This is a genomic window from Variovorax sp. P4_B11 (assembly GCF_056402355.1).
This window is the reverse complement of sequence record NZ_JBFUHO010000063.1, coordinates 26,660-40,598: the sequence shown is the minus strand read 5'-3', so window position 1 is coordinate 40,598 and position 13,939 is coordinate 26,660. Positions and strand designations below refer to the sequence as shown.

General features: G+C 69.6%; 16 protein-coding genes. 3 read left to right on the top strand and 13 right to left on the bottom strand.

Annotation, left to right across the window (positions count from 1 at the left end; all coding sequences use genetic code 11):
* The 3 genes from AC1DYD_RS34060 to flgL all read left to right on the top strand — a co-directional run.
* The coding region (locus tag AC1DYD_RS34060; RefSeq protein WP_478177151.1) for a methyl-accepting chemotaxis protein at positions 1-684 on the top strand (684 nt) is incomplete at its 5' end.
* An 82-nt stretch (positions 685-766) separates the two neighbouring features.
* Positions 767-2,731, top strand: coding sequence for a flagellar hook-associated protein FlgK (gene flgK / locus AC1DYD_RS34055; protein ID WP_478177150.1), 1,965 nt, complete (start codon positions 767-769; stop codon positions 2,729-2,731).
* A gap of 35 nt (positions 2,732-2,766) precedes the next feature.
* Positions 2,767-3,978: a flagellar hook-associated protein FlgL gene (gene flgL / locus AC1DYD_RS34050; protein WP_478177149.1), complete on the top strand. Its 1,212-nt coding sequence runs from the start codon at positions 2,767-2,769 to the stop codon at positions 3,976-3,978.
* A gap of 3 nt (positions 3,979-3,981) precedes the next feature.
* Here flgL and AC1DYD_RS34045 read toward each other — a convergent pair whose 3' ends face one another.
* From AC1DYD_RS34045 to fliJ, 13 genes are all read right to left on the bottom strand, one after another.
* Entirely contained in the window at positions 3,982-4,611 is a 630-nt protein-coding gene (locus AC1DYD_RS34045) for a hypothetical protein (protein ID WP_478177148.1), read from the bottom strand.
* Between the two features lie 31 nt (positions 4,612-4,642).
* Entirely contained in the window at positions 4,643-5,431 is a 789-nt protein-coding gene (locus AC1DYD_RS34040) for a DUF899 domain-containing protein (RefSeq protein WP_478177147.1), read from the bottom strand.
* A gap of 32 nt (positions 5,432-5,463) precedes the next feature.
* On the bottom strand, positions 5,464-6,141 hold the full coding sequence (locus tag AC1DYD_RS34035; RefSeq protein ID WP_478177146.1) for a Vgb family protein: 678 nt from the start codon (positions 6,139-6,141) through the stop codon (positions 5,464-5,466).
* 46 nt (positions 6,142-6,187) lie between these two features.
* Positions 6,188-7,408, bottom strand: coding sequence for a helix-turn-helix domain-containing protein (locus AC1DYD_RS34030; RefSeq protein ID WP_478177145.1), 1,221 nt, complete (start codon positions 7,406-7,408; stop codon positions 6,188-6,190).
* A gap of 73 nt (positions 7,409-7,481) precedes the next feature.
* A complete protein-coding gene (gene fliR / locus AC1DYD_RS34025) occupies positions 7,482-8,276 on the bottom strand; it encodes a flagellar biosynthetic protein FliR (protein ID WP_478177144.1) in 795 nt (264 codons plus the stop codon).
* A gap of 172 nt (positions 8,277-8,448) precedes the next feature.
* Positions 8,449-8,718 (bottom strand): flagellar biosynthesis protein FliQ, encoded by a 270-nt coding sequence (fliQ, locus tag AC1DYD_RS34020; protein WP_478177143.1) that lies wholly within the window; start codon positions 8,716-8,718, stop codon positions 8,449-8,451.
* Positions 8,719-8,863: 145 nt separating this feature from the next.
* The gene (gene fliP, locus AC1DYD_RS34015; protein ID WP_478177142.1) at positions 8,864-9,622 is read right to left on the bottom strand and encodes a flagellar type III secretion system pore protein FliP; all 759 of its coding nucleotides are present in this window, start codon (positions 9,620-9,622) and stop codon (positions 8,864-8,866) included.
* Positions 9,616-10,029, bottom strand: coding sequence for a flagellar biosynthetic protein FliO (gene fliO / locus AC1DYD_RS34010; RefSeq protein ID WP_478177141.1), 414 nt, complete (start codon positions 10,027-10,029; stop codon positions 9,616-9,618). The genes fliP and fliO overlap by 7 nt, the downstream gene beginning before the upstream one ends.
* Positions 10,026-10,460: a flagellar motor switch protein FliN gene (fliN, locus tag AC1DYD_RS34005; protein ID WP_478177140.1), complete on the bottom strand. Its 435-nt coding sequence runs from the start codon at positions 10,458-10,460 to the stop codon at positions 10,026-10,028. The genes fliO and fliN overlap by 4 nt, the downstream gene beginning before the upstream one ends.
* Positions 10,453-11,454: a flagellar motor switch protein FliM gene (gene fliM / locus AC1DYD_RS34000; protein ID WP_478177139.1), complete on the bottom strand. Its 1,002-nt coding sequence runs from the start codon at positions 11,452-11,454 to the stop codon at positions 10,453-10,455. Before fliM ends, fliN begins: the two co-directional genes overlap by 8 nt.
* Positions 11,455-11,475: 21 nt before the next feature.
* Positions 11,476-11,949 (bottom strand): flagellar basal body-associated FliL family protein, encoded by a 474-nt coding sequence (locus tag AC1DYD_RS33995; protein ID WP_478177138.1) that lies wholly within the window; start codon positions 11,947-11,949, stop codon positions 11,476-11,478.
* A 163-nt stretch (positions 11,950-12,112) separates the two neighbouring features.
* Complete coding sequence (locus tag AC1DYD_RS33990; RefSeq protein ID WP_478177137.1) at positions 12,113-13,459, bottom strand: flagellar hook-length control protein FliK; 1,347 nt, start codon at positions 13,457-13,459, stop codon at positions 12,113-12,115.
* A gap of 19 nt (positions 13,460-13,478) precedes the next feature.
* On the bottom strand, positions 13,479-13,934 hold the full coding sequence (fliJ, locus tag AC1DYD_RS33985) for a flagellar export protein FliJ (protein ID WP_478177136.1): 456 nt from the start codon (positions 13,932-13,934) through the stop codon (positions 13,479-13,481).
* Between the last annotated feature and the right edge of the window lie 5 nt (positions 13,935-13,939).

Below are 13,939 nucleotides of genomic sequence, written 5' to 3'. Positions count from 1 at the left end.
CAGACGGCGGCGTCGATGGAAGAACTCACCAGCACGGTCAAGCAGAACGCGGACAACGCGCGTCAAGCGAATCAACTGGCCGTCTCGGCCTCCGAAGTGGCGGTCAAGGGCGGGGAGGTGGTGAGCCAGGTGGTGGACACGATGGCCTCGATCAACGCCTCGTCGAAGAAGATCGTGGACATCATCGGCGTGATCGACGGCATCGCCTTCCAGACCAACATCCTGGCGCTGAACGCGGCGGTGGAAGCCGCGCGCGCCGGCGAGCAGGGCCGCGGCTTCGCGGTGGTGGCSKCGGAGGTGCGCAGCCTGGCGCAGCGCTCGGCGGCGGCGGCCAAGGAGATCAAGGGGCTGATCGACGACTCGGTGGGCAAGGTGGGCGCGGGCAGTGCGCTGGTGGCGCAGGCCGGCAAGACGATGGAAGAGATCGTCGGCAGCGTCAAGCGGGTGACCGACATCATGGGCGAGATCACGGCGGCCAGCCAGGAGCAGACCTCGGGGATCGAGCAGATCAACCAGGCGATCACGCAGATGGACCAGGTGACGCAGCAGAACGCGGCGCTGGTGGAGGAAGCCTCGGCGGCCGCGCAGTCGCTCCAGGGGCAGGCCGGCGACCTGTCGCAGGTGGTGGGCGTCTTCAGGCTGCGGGCTCAGGATGACGCGGTGCGGCCTTCAAGCCTTGCCTAGTGTTGCCGATATAGACCCCGAAGGCATTGCAGCGACGATGCCGCATGCAACACCCAACCTACAGCCAACCAGGTAATCCCCCATGTCAGGAAGTTTGTTCTTTACGGGCCTGAGCGGTCTCAACGTCGCGCGAACCGCGCTGATGACCACGGCCCACAACACCGCCAACGTCTACACCACGGGCTACAGCCGGCAGGTCGCCGAGCTTGCCGCCAACGCCGCGGTCGGCACCGGCTCGGGCTACATCGGCACCGGCGCCAACGTCACCACGATCAGCCGCAGCTACGACCGCTACCTGACCGCCCAGCTCGCGTCGGCCCAATCGTCCTCGGCCGCGTTGAATTCCTACGGCACTGAGATCGATCGCATCGACTCGCTGCTGGCCGACAAGACCTCCGGCATCAGCGTGCTCATGCAGGGCTTCTTCACGGCGGTGCAGGGCGTCGCCAACACGCCGGCCGACTCGGCCGCACGCCAGCAGCTCATCAGCTCGGCGCAGTCGCTGTCGAACAAGTTCCGCTCCACCGACCAGTACATGAGCGACCTCAACGATTCGGTCAACGACCAGATCACGGGCAGCGTCTCGCAGATCAACACCTATTCGAGCCAGATCGCCAGCCTCAACCAGCAGATCAGCATGATGAGCGCGGTGGCCGGCGGCCAGCCGCCGAACGACCTGCTGGACCAGCGCGACCAACTGGTGAGCGACCTGAGCCAGATTGTCGACGTCAAGGTGCTCCAGCAGGACAACGGCAAGTACAACGTCTTCATGGGCAACGGCCAGTCGCTGGTGACGGGTGACCAGGCCATGAGCGTCAAGGCGGTGCAGTCGGCCGCCGATCCGACCCGCATCGCGGTGGCGCTGGTCGGAATCGCCGGCAACGTCTCGGAGCTCGGCGAGGACGTCATCACCGGCGGCTCGCTGGGCGGATTGATGTCCTTCCGCAGCCAGACCCTCACCCCCACGCAGAATGCCATCGGCCGGCTCGCGATGGCGGTGTCGGGTGCGTTCAACGACCAGCACAACCTGGGCGTCGACCTCCATGGCGCACTCGGGACGGACTTCTTCAGCAGCGCCACGCCCGGCGTCTTCACGAATGCGAAGAACAGCGGCAACCTGGTGCTGGCCGCAGCGGTGACCGACACCAGCCAACTCGGCACCAGCGACTACTCGGTGCAGGTCACCGATGTCGCGGGCACGCTGAACTACGCGGTGACCCGCCTCTCGGACAAGCAGTCGATGGGCACCTTCACCACCTTCCCGATCAGCTTCGACGGCGTGAGCCTGACCGCGGCGAGCGGCACCGCGCAGAACGGCGACTCCTTCCTGGTCCAGCCCACCCGGACCGGCGCGCGCGACATGGACGTGCTGGTGCTGGACCCGGCAAAGGTGGCGGCAGCCTCGCCGGTCATCACCGGCAACAGCGCCGGCAACCAGGGCAGCGGCAAGCTCGGCGCGGCGACCGTCGACGCCAGCTATCCCGGCACGCCGCTGGCTGCCAACGTGACGCTGAGCTACGACGCTGCGACCGGCACGCTGTCGGGCTTCCCCGCGACCTCTGCCGTCACCGTCACGCTGGCCAACGGCAGCTCCACCCTGTACCCGGCCGGTACCGCCGTTGCGTTCACGGCGGGCGCCACGATGAGCTTCGACGGCATCAGCACGACGATGGCGGGCGCACCGGCGGACGGCGATACCTTCACCATCGGCAAGAACAGCGCCGGCGTTTCGGATGGCAGCAATGCCCTGCTGCTCGGCGCGCTGCAGCGCCAGCCCACCATGGGCAACGGCACGACCACCTTCAACGGTGCCTATTCGTCGCTGGTCAGCGAGGTCGGCAACAAGGCGATGGAAATCAAGGTCGCGACCAAGACCCAGGAGAGCGTGACCAGCCAGATCAAGGCCAGCCAGCAATCCATTTCGGGCGTCAACCAGGACGAGGAAACCGCCAACCTGCTGATGTACCAGCAGATGTACCAGGCCAACGCGAAGGTGATCCAGACCGCCTCGACGATCTTCGACGCGATCCTCGGCATCCGCAGCTGATCGAACCGATCCCGCAACAGAATCAAGGAGCCGTGATGCGCATCAGCACCAGTTCATTCTTCGAGCTGAACACCCTCGCGATGGGCCAGCAGCAGCAGAACCTCTTCAACGTGCAGCAGCGCCTGTCCGCGGGCACCAAGTTCCTGACCGCCGGCGACGACCCGGTGGGTGCGGCACGCGCGCTCGGCGTCAGCGAGACGCTGGCCGAATCCTCGCAGTACGCGTCCAGCCGCGAGCGCGCGACACTGGCGCTCAAGCGCGAGGAGACTGCGCTCGACAGCACGACCGTGCTGCTGCAGAACATCAAGACCCTGACCGTGCAGGCAGGCAACGGCACCTTGTCGGACGCCGACCGTGCCGCATTGGCCACCACCATCCAGAGCAACCTGGACCAGCTGGTGGGCCTTGCGAATTCCGACGACGGCAACGGCCAGTTCCTGTTTGCGGGCTTCAAGAGCGCCAACCCGCCTTTCGCGGCGCAGGCCGGCGGCGGGGTGCAGTACGTGGGTGACCAGGGCCAGCGCCTGATGCAGGTCGACGTGGCGCGCCAGCTGTCGACGTCGGACGACGGCCGCAGCGTGTTCCAGTCGGTGCAGGGCGGTGCGGGCTATGTCAGCTCGGGCGCGGCGGGCAACCTGGGGACGGGCGTCTTCGGCGCGATCAGCGTGGTCGACGCCACCGCGGTCAACTACGGCAAGGACTTCACGGTCAGCTTCACGGGCGGCAACTACACCGTGTCGACCCAGGACACGCCGCCGGTGGTCGCCGCGACCGGCGCCTTCACGGCCGGCTCGCCTATCGCCTTCGGCGGCTTGCAGCTCAGCTTCACCGGCACGCCGGCGGACGGCGACAGCTTCGACGTCAGCACCGCCAAGAATGCCGGCACCGACATCTTCGCGACCATCGGCGAACTGGTCACGGCGCTGCGCACCCCGCTGACCGGTGGCGGCGCGGCGGCGCAGGCCAAGCTGCAGAACGCTTTGAGCACGGCCAATGTGAAGGTCACGAACGCCCACGACAACGTGCTCACCATCCTGTCGTCGGTGGGCTCGCGCATGAACGAGGTCGATGCCCTCGACAGCGGCGGGGCCGCGCGCGACCTGATGGACAAGAGCTACCTCTCGGCGGTCCAGGACCTGGATCCGGCCAGCGCGATCTCGGAGTTCTACCAGCGCCAGACTTCGCTGCAGGCGACGCAGATGACTTTTGCGAAGCTGGCGTCGATCTCGCTGTTCAACTATCTGTGAGCGCTAGCGAAGCACCATCAACAGCAGGCCGGTGACGGCCAGCGCCCCGTTCCAGGCCTGTCGCGGCAGCGGGCCGCTCAGCAGGCGCGGGTGCAGGGCGACGCCGCGGCACACGCCGCCGGCGATCGCGCCGGTCGTGGCCAGCATTGCCGCCGTGTGAACGCCGACGGCCGCCAGCGCCAGGACCAGCGAGCCCGATGCGGTGATCTCGCGCGCGGGATTGTCGGCCAGGCACAGCGGCACCAGCGCCGGGACCAGCATCAGGCCGGACCCGTGCGCAGTGGCCATCAGGAAGGACCAGAGCGCGATGCCGACATGGCCGGCGCGCATGCCGAGGGGCCTGTGCGGGCCAGCGCGGTGCAGCAAGCGGAACGCCGCCGCGCCGACCAGCAGCGCGCCGGCGAGGCCCTGGACCAGCGTGCGGTCCATCGACAGGCCCCGCGCAAAGGCCCAGGCCACGACCGCCACCGATGCGGCGTGCCCGATGGCGATGGGCAGCAGGGCACGCCGCACCTGCGCGCCGTCCCGAGTCCGGACGCCGCAGGCGGCTGCGAACATCCAGCCGCTGGCCGGACTCAATCCGTGCAAGGCGCCGAGTCCGGCGATGGCCAGCCAGGGCCAGAGGTGGGTCATGGCGCAGTCATCCCGGCGATGCGCGGCAGGCTCAGGCCTGCGCCTGGCAGCAGGCGCTGGCCGTCGGCGCTGCCGTTGCGACCGGTGCCGACGCGTAGCGGTCGTGATGCCGCAGCCATTCCATCCCGTAGCTCAACTGCGCCTCGTCGCGTCCCTTGGGAACGAGGTCCAGGAACGCATAGGCGCCCATCATCAATTCCACGCCGCGCCCGTAGGTCGAGTAGGTATGGAAGACCTCGCCCGCGTCGTCCTTGTAGAACACGCTGATGCCGGGGGCTTCCTCCTGCGGGAAGGGCTGCAGCGCATAGTTGTAGTCGACCTGGCCGGTCGCGCGTTCCTCCGGCGTGAAGCTGACGCCGAAGTCGTGATTGAAGTCGCTGCCGTGCGAGGATACCCACTTGAACTGCCAGCCCATGCGCTGGCGAAAGCGCTCGATTTCGGCCAGCGGCGCGCGCGCGACGACCACCAGCGTGAGGTCGCGCTGGGCCAGGTGCACGGTGATCCCGTCGATGTGGTCGGCCATGAAGGAGCAGCTCTTGCAGCCTTCCTCCCACCCCGGGCCGAACATGAAGTGCTGCACCACCAGTTGGTGGCGGCCTTCGAAAAGGTCGGCGAGCGTGCGTGGGCCCTCGGGCCCGTCGAAGACGTAGTCCTTGTCGATGCGCACCCAGGGCAGGTTGCGGCGCTCGCGGGCGAGCTGGTCGCGCAGGCGCGTCAGCTCCTTCTCGCGCGCCAGCAAGGTCTTTCGCTCGGCGATCCATCGGTCCCTGGACACGACGGAATGATTCACGGTGCTCGTTTCGGAAATGGCGGTGTTCATGATGTGCTCCTTGGCGGGCTTGCGGCGTGCGATCACGGCGTGGCGCTTTTCGGGCGACGCACGGCGCGGACCTTTCCGCTCCCACCGCCGCCGCAATAGAAGAGATCCGCACCGTCGGACTCGAGCCCGCTGACGCCGATGCCGGGCGGCATCTCGAGCCGTTCGAGCACGGTACCGTCGTCCGGGTCGATGCGGCGGATCTCGCTCTCGTCTCCCTCCCAGGTCCCGTGCCACAGTTCGCCGTCGACCCAGGTGACGCCGGTGACGAATCGGTTGGATTCGATGGTCCGCCTGACCGCGCCGGTCTCGGGGTCGATCTGGTGGATCTTGCGGTCGCGGTACTGTCCGACCCACAGGCTGCCCTCGGCCCAGGTGAGCCCCGAGTCGCTCCCGTGGCCGGGCGTGGGAATCGACGCCACCACGTTGCCGCTGGCGGGGTCGATCTTGTCGATGCGTTCCTCGGCGATCTGGTACAGGTACCTGCCGTCGTAGGCGGTGCCGGCGTCGCAGGCGCGGTCGAGCGTGCGCGTGGGCGCTCCGCTTTCGGGATCGAAGGCCACCAGCCTGTCGCCGGTGGCGGCCCAGACGCGCTGGCCGTCATGGGTCACGCCGTGGACGCGCTCGGCGCCGGCGAAGGGCCCGTATTCGCGCACGATCTCGGCCGCGCGCACCGTGGCCTGAGGTCTGTCCTTGCTGGTCTTTCGGGTCATCGTCGGCTCCTTGTGTCGCGCCTCGGATCGGCGCGGTGAGACAACTCTATTCAATCGGGAGCGCAGCGGGGAGTAACAATATCGTCGTGAAACCGGCCAGCGGCGGCGACAGCCAGCGGCGCGCCCGGGTCTGCCCGATGGCGCGCACCCGGCCGGCCGCCTCGAGCTCGGCGAGTGCGCGCTGGACGGTGCGTTGACTGGCCCCCAGGGCCAGCGACAGGGCCGAGGTCGACCAGGCCGCGCCGTCCGAGAGCAGCGCCACCAGCGATGCCTGTTCGCCGTCGATCGGCGGCGCCAGGACGGCGACATCGCGCCCGTCGCGGGGCCCGAGCACGAAGCCGCGCGGCGTGGCCTCGATCGACGCCAGCGTGGCGACCAGCGCGCGCAGACGGCCGATCTCGACCCGCAGCCGCGCCCGGTGTGTCTCGTCGGGGCGGCGGGTACCGAACGCGCACGCGATCAAGGCCTCCCGATCGACATCGCCGGGCCATGCCTCGGCGAGTGCCCGCGCCAGCGCGAACAGCACCGGCCGGCGCGCGAGCGGCCGCCACGCGGCACCCGCGCGCAGCCCGCGACGGCAGGCGTCGACCACCAGCGTGCCCGAGTCCAGCAGGGCGGCGACCTCGCCGAGGCGCAGCGCCTGCTCGCCGCCGGCGTCCAGGCGCCGGGCCGCGGGGCGATCGAGCGCGGCCCGTGCCTCCGCCACCTCGGCCAGCAGGGCCGGCACGCGTGCGCGAACGGCCGCCTCGCGCGCCCGGTCAAGTGCCGCCAGCGCCGGGCCGGTGCGCAGCGAGCGCAGCGCGAGTTCGGCCGCGGTCAGCTCGGCCACCGCCGCCAGCGACGGCGGCAGTCCGCCCGCATCGAGACGCGCCAGCGTGGCCGCGGCCTCCTCGAGGCGGCCGAGCAGCAGCAGCCGGCGCGCCGCGATCAGCCGGGCCTGCAGCGCATTGGCGTGATCGGCGCGGGCGTCCAGCGTGGCCGCGGCTGCCGCCAGCGAGCGCGGCGAACCGCCGAGATCGCGCATGGCCAGCGCCACTTCGGCCTCGGCGACGATGCAGCGGGCGCGCGCCAGTTCTTCGTGGGTGCCGAAGCCGCGGGCGGCACGCCGCAGCAGCTCGCGGGCGCGCGGATGTTCGCCGAGCTGGGCCATGGCGATGCCGCGCATGGCCAGCGCCGGCGGGTCGTCACGCAGGGCGACCCGCTTGAGGGCACCGAGCGCGTCGCCTGCGGCCAGGGCGCGCGCGGAGGCGGCGATCAGGGAGTCCATGGCGACAGGTTACCCTGCCGGGCGGCCCGACGGGCCCGTCCCGGCAAGCCGTTGCGCTCGCCGGCCGCCGCGCTCAGCGCCGCAAGGCGCCGGCGAAGCGCAGCATGGCATCGATCCCGGCCGCGAAGCGCGGCTCCAGGAACACCGCCAGGTGCGGGATCAGCAGCTGCATCATGCCGATGCCGGCCAGCAAGGTCAGCGGGAAGCCGACCGCGAAGATGCTGAACTGCGGCGATGCGCGATTCAGGATGCCCATCGCGAGGTTGAGGATCAACAGCGCGGCCACCAGCGGCAGCGAGAGCATCATGCCGCTGGCGAAGATCTGGCTTGCGCCCGAGACCAGGAACATCCAGCCCTGCGCGGCCAGCGGCGCATCGGCGATCGGCAGCGCCTCGAAGCTGCGCGCCAGCGCGGTGATCATCAGCAGGTGGCCGTCGACGGCGATGAAGATCAGCGTCGCCAGCATGTTCAGCAGGCGCGCCACCACCATCGTGGCGCCGCCGTTCATAGGGTCGAAGAAGGAGGCGAAGGACAGGCCCATCTGCAGGCCGATGTACTCGCCCGCCGCCAGCACGGCGGTGAACACCATGCGCATCGTGAAGCCCATCGCGGCGCCGACAAGCACCTGCTGGATGATGATCCAGACGCCGCCGGCCGAGACCACCGGGACGTCGGGCATCGGCCCCAGCGTGGGGGCCAGCACCAGCGCGAGCATCGCGGCGATCGCGACCTTGATCCGGCGCGAGACCCAGGTCTCGCCGAAGATGGGCGCGGTGCTCACCAGCGCCAGCATCCGGACGAAGGGCCACAGGAAGCCCACCATCCATGCGGTGAGCTGCGCCGACGTGACCTCGAAGACGGGTGGCATCAGGCCGGCGCCGGGCCGCCCCAAGGCGGCCTGCGGCCCCCTCGGGGGGCAGCGACCCACACGAAGCGGGGGAGCGTGGGGGCCATCCAGGCCGGCGCCGGGCCGCCCCAAGGCGGCCTGCGGCCCCCTCGGGGGGCAGCGACACACGAAGTGAGGAGCGTGGGGGCCACATTCACCCCACGATCTGCGGAATGCTCATGAACAGCGCGCGGATGTAGTCCAGCATCTGGCCGAGCATCCAGGGGCCGGCGATCACCAGGGTCGCGAACACCGCCAGCAGCTTCGGGATGAAGGACAGCGTGGCTTCGTTGATCTGCGTCGCGGCCTGGAAGATGCTGATGATCAGGCCGACGACCAGCGCCACCAGCAGCAGCGGCGCACCGAGCGCCAGCGACACCTGGATCGCCTGGTTGCCCATCGACATGATGGTTTCTGGAGTCATCCTGTTTCCTTCCTTCCGATCCATGGTCGTTCCCGCTTCCGGGGTGTTCGTGAAACACCGCGGAACCGGCTTTGCCGGGCCGCTGGTGTTGCCCCCGGTAGGGGGTGGGCGGGCTACACGAAGTGAGCCCAACCTGGGGGCGAGCTCATGTGTAGAAGCTCTGCGCCAGCGCGCCGATCAGCAGTTGCCAGCCATCGGCCAGCACGAACAGCATCAGCTTGAAGGGCAGCGCGATGCTGGCCGGCGGCACCATCATCATGCCCATCGACATCAGCACGCTGGCCACCACCAGGTCGATGATCAGGAAGGGAATGAAGATCGTGAAGCCGATCTGGAAGGCGGTCTTCAGCTCGCTGATCACGAAGGAGGGCAGCAGGATGCGCAGCGGCACCTCTTCCGGCCCCTGCATGTCGGGCACCTTGGCCAGCTTGGCGAACAGCGCCAGGTCGTTCTCGCGGGTCTGCCGCAGCATGAAGGCCTTGAAGGGCTCGATGCCGCGCTCGAGCGCGCGGTCGGCGCTGATCTTGTTCTCGGAGAAGGGCTTGTAGGCCTCGGCATAGACCTTGTCGAACACCGGCGCCATGACGAAGAAGGTCAGGAACAGCGACAGACCGACCAGGATCTGGTTCGGCGGCGAGGACTGCGTGCCGATCGCGGTGCGCAACAGCCCCAGCACGATCAGGATGCGCGTGAAGCTGGTCATGCACAGCAGCAGTGCCGGCAGGAAGGACAGCGAGGTCAGCAGCACCAGCGTCTGCACGCTGAGCGACCAGGTCTGGCTGCCGCCGGGTCCGGGCGTGCTGATCAGGCCGGGCATGCCCTGGGTCCACGCGGCCATCGGCAGCGCAGCCGCGAGCAGCGCCAGGCCGGCCTTCAGGCTCCGGCGAAGAGGCGTGTTCACCATGGCGCGGGGCTTGCCTTGCCGGTCAGGGACTCGCGCAGCTTGCGGGCGAACAGGCCGACCGGGCTGCGCGCACCGGCATCGGCAGCCGCCGGGGTGCCGGCCACGGCTTGCGCCGGCAGGGAATGCAAGGTGTTGATCTGGTTCGAGGTCACGCCCAGCACCAGCCAGGTCCCGGCGACCTCGACCACCACCACGCGCTCGCGCTGGCCGATGCTGGCGTTGGAGACCACCTTCACCACCTGGCCGCTGCCGCCGAAGCGCTGCAGCCCGAAGCGGCGCGCCAGCCAGGCGCACGCGAAGATCAGGCCCAGCACCATCAGCATGCCGAGGCCGGCCTGCAGCAGGCCCGAGGCACCGACCACCGGCGCCACCTCGACGGCCTGGGAGGGCACGGTCGGAAGGCTCATGAACGCGCCAGCTTCTGCATCCGTTCCGGCGGCGTGATGATGTCGGTCAGCCGGATGCCGTACTTGTCGTTCACCACCACCACCTCGCCCTGGGCGATCAGGTAGCCGTTGATCAGCACGTCGAGCGGCTGGCCGGCCAGGCCGTCGAGCTCGACCACCGAGCCCTGCGACAGCTGCAGCAGGCTCTTGATGGTGATGCGGGTGCGGCCGATCTCGGCGGTGAGCTGGACCGGCACGTCCATCACCCGCGCGATGTCGACCGCCGAGACCGCGGCGGTCGAGGCCGGTTCCTGGATCTGCTGGAAGACCTGTGCGGTGGCGGGCGCCGGCACCGGCTCGGCGGCCGGCGCGGGAGGCGTTGCAGCGGTCTGCTCGGCCAGCGCGCTGGCCCAGTCGTCCGCGTCGCTGGCGGTGGCGTTGTTGTCAGTCATGGTCGTTCTTCACATCGCTGTCTTGGTGGGAGATCATGTTTTGCACGCGCAGGGCGTAGCGCTCGTTCGAGGTGCCGAAGCCGCACTCCATCACCGGCACGCCATCGACCCGGGCGATGACGGTGGAGGGCAGTTCGATCGGCAGCACGTCGCCGACCTGGAGCTTGAGGACCTCGCCGATGGTCGAGGACATCGTCACGAAGTCGGCCGTGAGCTCGACGTCGGCGGCCTGCATCTGCCTGGACATCTGCTTGACCCAGCGCTTGTCGATCTCGACCTCGTCCTGGATCGGGTTCGACAGCAGGTCGCGGATCGGCTCGATCATCGAATAGGGGATGCACACGTGCAGGAAGCCGCCGATGGGGCCGAACTCGATCTGCAGCGTGGTGTTGATCACCACCTCGTTGGGCGCCACGATGTTGGCCAGCTTGCCGTGCATCTCGGCGCGCACGTAGTCGAATTCGAGCGGGTACACCGGCTGCCACGCCTCGCCGTAGCATTGCAGCGAGAGGTCGAGGAGGCGTTTGATGATGCGCTGCTCGGTGCGCGTGAAGTCGCGGCCTTCCACGCGCACGTGGTAGCGGCCGTCGCTGCCGAACAGGTTGTCGACCACCAGGAACACCAGCTTCGGATCGAACACGAAGAGCGCCGTGCCGCGCAGCGGCTTCATGTGCATCATGTTGATGTTGGCGGGCACCGGCAGGTGGCGCACGAACTCGCCGTACTGCTGGATCTGTACCGGCCCGACCGAGATGTCGGGGCTGCGGCGCATGAAGTTCAGCAGCGCGCCGCGCAGGCCGCGCGCAAAGCGGTCGTTGATGACCTCCAGCGTGTGCATGCGGCTGCGCACGACCCGGTCGGGCGCGCCGAGGTCGTAGGCCGGCAGCCCGTCGGCGGGCGCAGGCGGCGTGGATGTCTGGTCGACGCTGCCGCCGGTGACGCCTTGCAGCAGGGCATCGACCTCGTCCTGCGAGAGGACTTGTTCATAGGCCATGGGTGGCTTGCCTGGTGGGGGTCACTGCACCACGAAGGTGTTGAAGGCGACGCTGGCGATGCCCTGCTCGGGCAGATCGCCGTTGAGCGGCCGGTTCAGCTCGGTGCGGATCTCCTCGGCCAGCTTGTTCTTGTCCTCGGGCGAGACCAGCGAATCGGCGGTCCGGTTCGACAGCAGCATCAGGGCCCGGCTGCGCAGCTCGGGCATGAACTCGACGATCTGCGCCTTCGACGGCTCGCCGTGCACCTTGAGCGCCATGCCGACATGCAGGAATTTGGCGCGGCCTTCGCCCTGCAGGTTGACGGTGAAGGGCTCCAGGGTCACGAAGATCGGTTTCTCGGGCGCCGGCTTGGCGGCCTCGGCCTGCGCGGCCTTGGGGGCGACGAACACATAGGCGACCGCGCCGGCGGCCAGCAGGCTGATCCCGATCAGGAGGCCGATCAGCAGCTTCGAGGAACGAGGCGCGGCGGAGGAAGCGTTGGGTGAGGTGGCCATGGTGAAGCTCGATTGACTTGTTCGGTCTATTCTTTGCGAACTGAAGGCTTGGCGAACGGCCGATCAGGGGTGGAAAAGCGCGTCAGATCCGTTCATTGCGGTCTGATCAGTTGAGGACAGAGCAAAAACTGCTGCGCAGTTTCTTGGTCTGTCCCGCAAGGTCTCAGGCAAAGGTGTCCAGGCCGGCATTGGCCGCCCGTGCGACAGGGGCCAGTGGCGCTGGCTGCGCTGCCGTGGCGCTGTCGATGCCGCGGCCGGCACCCGGATACGCCGGCTGGCCGGACGAGCGCCCCGGGTTCTGGTCGGCGAAGCCGCCCTGTTGCGAGGGCTGGCGGGTCTCGGCACCGACCGAGGTGTGGCCCAGGCTGATGCCCTGGTCGGCGAGGGTGGTGCGCAATTGCGGCAGGGCGGCCTCGACCGCGCGGCGCACGCCTTCATGGGCCGAGACGAACATCGCCTGGGCCTGGTTGTCTCCCATCGTCAGCGTCACCTTGAGCGGGCCGAGGCCGGCCGGGTTGAGGTTCAGCTCGGCCACCTGGTGGCCGCTGGCACTCATGCGGATCATCTGCTGGCCGATGGCGGGCCCCCATTCGTGGCTGCCCACCGGCGGCGCGACCGACAGCACGGGCGTGGCGTCGCGGCCGGCATTGGTGCGATCGGCCGCCGGCAGGGCCGAGGCCAGCTGCGGCAGGGTCTGCGGGCTCGAGGCGCTGTCCGCGTCGATCGCCTCGCTGCGCTTCGTTTCGGGGACGGCGGCGAAGCCGTTCGCCGCGCCGGCGGCCTGGACCGCGGCGGTCTTCGGTGCGTCGGTCGCAGCGGTGGCCGCGGCGCCGCCGGCTTCGCTGGCGGACTTCAGGGCGTCCTTGGCGGCAGGCAAGGGCATGGCCGGTGCGGGCGCGGCCGTGGCCACCGGGGACGAGGCGCTTGCGGGTGCGGCGGCCGTCTCGGCCGCAGCCGCCGGTGCCAGGGCGGTCTTGATCGTTGCGTCGATCGCGCTGGCCGGTTTGGCCGCGTGCGCGGTGTCCGCCGCTGCATCCGTTGCCACGGTCTCGGAAGCCTCTTCGGCTGCGCCTGACCGCGAGGCCGCGGCGGTTGCGGCGTCCGCTTCGTGAAGCGCATTCGCAGCGCTGTCCCGTGCGCTGCCGTCCGGCAGGACGCCGGCCGAGCCCTTGGCGGCGGACAGTGCCGCATCCGTGCCCGGGCCGGCATGGGCCGGGTCGGCCACCACCGGTGCCGCGACCGGCGCCGCCAGCGGTGCCAGCAAGGCCAGCACGTCGGCGGCGCTGAGCTCGCTCTTGCGCTCGCCGTCGCGGACCGGCCGCCGCACGGCCGCGGTTTCCGGTGCGGCATCGGAAGCGTCCGGGCTTTGCTCGCCGCGGGCGGCGCGCGAGCGCTCCAGCGCTGCGCCGAAGCCGCGGCCCTCGGGCTGTTCGGCACCGCGGCCGCGCGGGCCGGCCTGCGAGACCTGCGGGCCGGAAAGATTGACGGAAGGCGAAATGAGGGTGGACATGGGCAATCCTGGGAAGACTTCAGGGAGTCGGATGGGCGGCGCGGTCGAAGAACTTCCGGGCCGAGCGTTCGTCGCTGTCGCGCTGCTCGCGCTTGGCCTGCGCCAGCATGTCCTGGCGGCGCACGCGCTCGGCCAGGGTGTCGAAGGAGTTGAGCCGGCGCTTGTGCTGCTGCCAGTCGGTGCGGCCGTGGTCCAGCCGGCTGGCGGCCTGGGCCACGATCGCGCGCTGCTGTTCGATGGCGCCGTCGAGCGTGCCCAGGAAGGCCTGGAAGTTGCGCCACTGCGCGGTCGGCAGGCCCTTGTTCATCAGCAGGTGCAGCTGGTCGTAGTAGTCCTGGCGGTACTGCAGCAGCAGGTCGAGCTTCTGGTTGGCACCCAGCTGCGCGCTTTGCAGGGCGCCGAGGCGCCGGGCGGCATCGTCGGTCCGGGTGCGCGCCAGGTCGGTCAGGGTGTCGAGCGGGAGTTTGCTGGCCATCGGTC

Coding starts and splice junctions, on each gene's coding strand:
- flgK (WP_478177150.1), top strand. CDS start 767: ATGTCAGGAAGTTTGTTCTTTACGGGCCTGAGCGGTCTCAACGTCGCG.
- flgL (WP_478177149.1), top strand. CDS start 2,767: ATGCGCATCAGCACCAGTTCATTCTTCGAGCTGAACACCCTCGCGATG.
- AC1DYD_RS34045 (WP_478177148.1), bottom strand. CDS start 4,611: ATGACCCACCTCTGGCCCTGGCTGGCCATCGCCGGACTCGGCGCCTTG.
- AC1DYD_RS34040 (WP_478177147.1), bottom strand. CDS start 5,431: ATGAACACCGCCATTTCCGAAACGAGCACCGTGAATCATTCCGTCGTG.
- AC1DYD_RS34035 (WP_478177146.1), bottom strand. CDS start 6,141: ATGACCCGAAAGACCAGCAAGGACAGACCTCAGGCCACGGTGCGCGCG.
- AC1DYD_RS34030 (WP_478177145.1), bottom strand. CDS start 7,408: ATGGACTCCCTGATCGCCGCCTCCGCGCGCGCCCTGGCCGCAGGCGAC.
- fliR (WP_478177144.1), bottom strand. CDS start 8,276: ATGCCACCCGTCTTCGAGGTCACGTCGGCGCAGCTCACCGCATGGATG.
- fliQ (WP_478177143.1), bottom strand. CDS start 8,718: ATGACTCCAGAAACCATCATGTCGATGGGCAACCAGGCGATCCAGGTG.
- fliP (WP_478177142.1), bottom strand. CDS start 9,622: ATGGTGAACACGCCTCTTCGCCGGAGCCTGAAGGCCGGCCTGGCGCTG.
- fliO (WP_478177141.1), bottom strand. CDS start 10,029: ATGAGCCTTCCGACCGTGCCCTCCCAGGCCGTCGAGGTGGCGCCGGTG.
- fliN (WP_478177140.1), bottom strand. CDS start 10,460: ATGACTGACAACAACGCCACCGCCAGCGACGCGGACGACTGGGCCAGC.
- fliM (WP_478177139.1), bottom strand. CDS start 11,454: ATGGCCTATGAACAAGTCCTCTCGCAGGACGAGGTCGATGCCCTGCTG.
- AC1DYD_RS33995 (WP_478177138.1), bottom strand. CDS start 11,949: ATGGCCACCTCACCCAACGCTTCCTCCGCCGCGCCTCGTTCCTCGAAG.
- AC1DYD_RS33990 (WP_478177137.1), bottom strand. CDS start 13,459: ATGTCCACCCTCATTTCGCCTTCCGTCAATCTTTCCGGCCCGCAGGTC.
- fliJ (WP_478177136.1), bottom strand. CDS start 13,934: ATGGCCAGCAAACTCCCGCTCGACACCCTGACCGACCTGGCGCGCACC.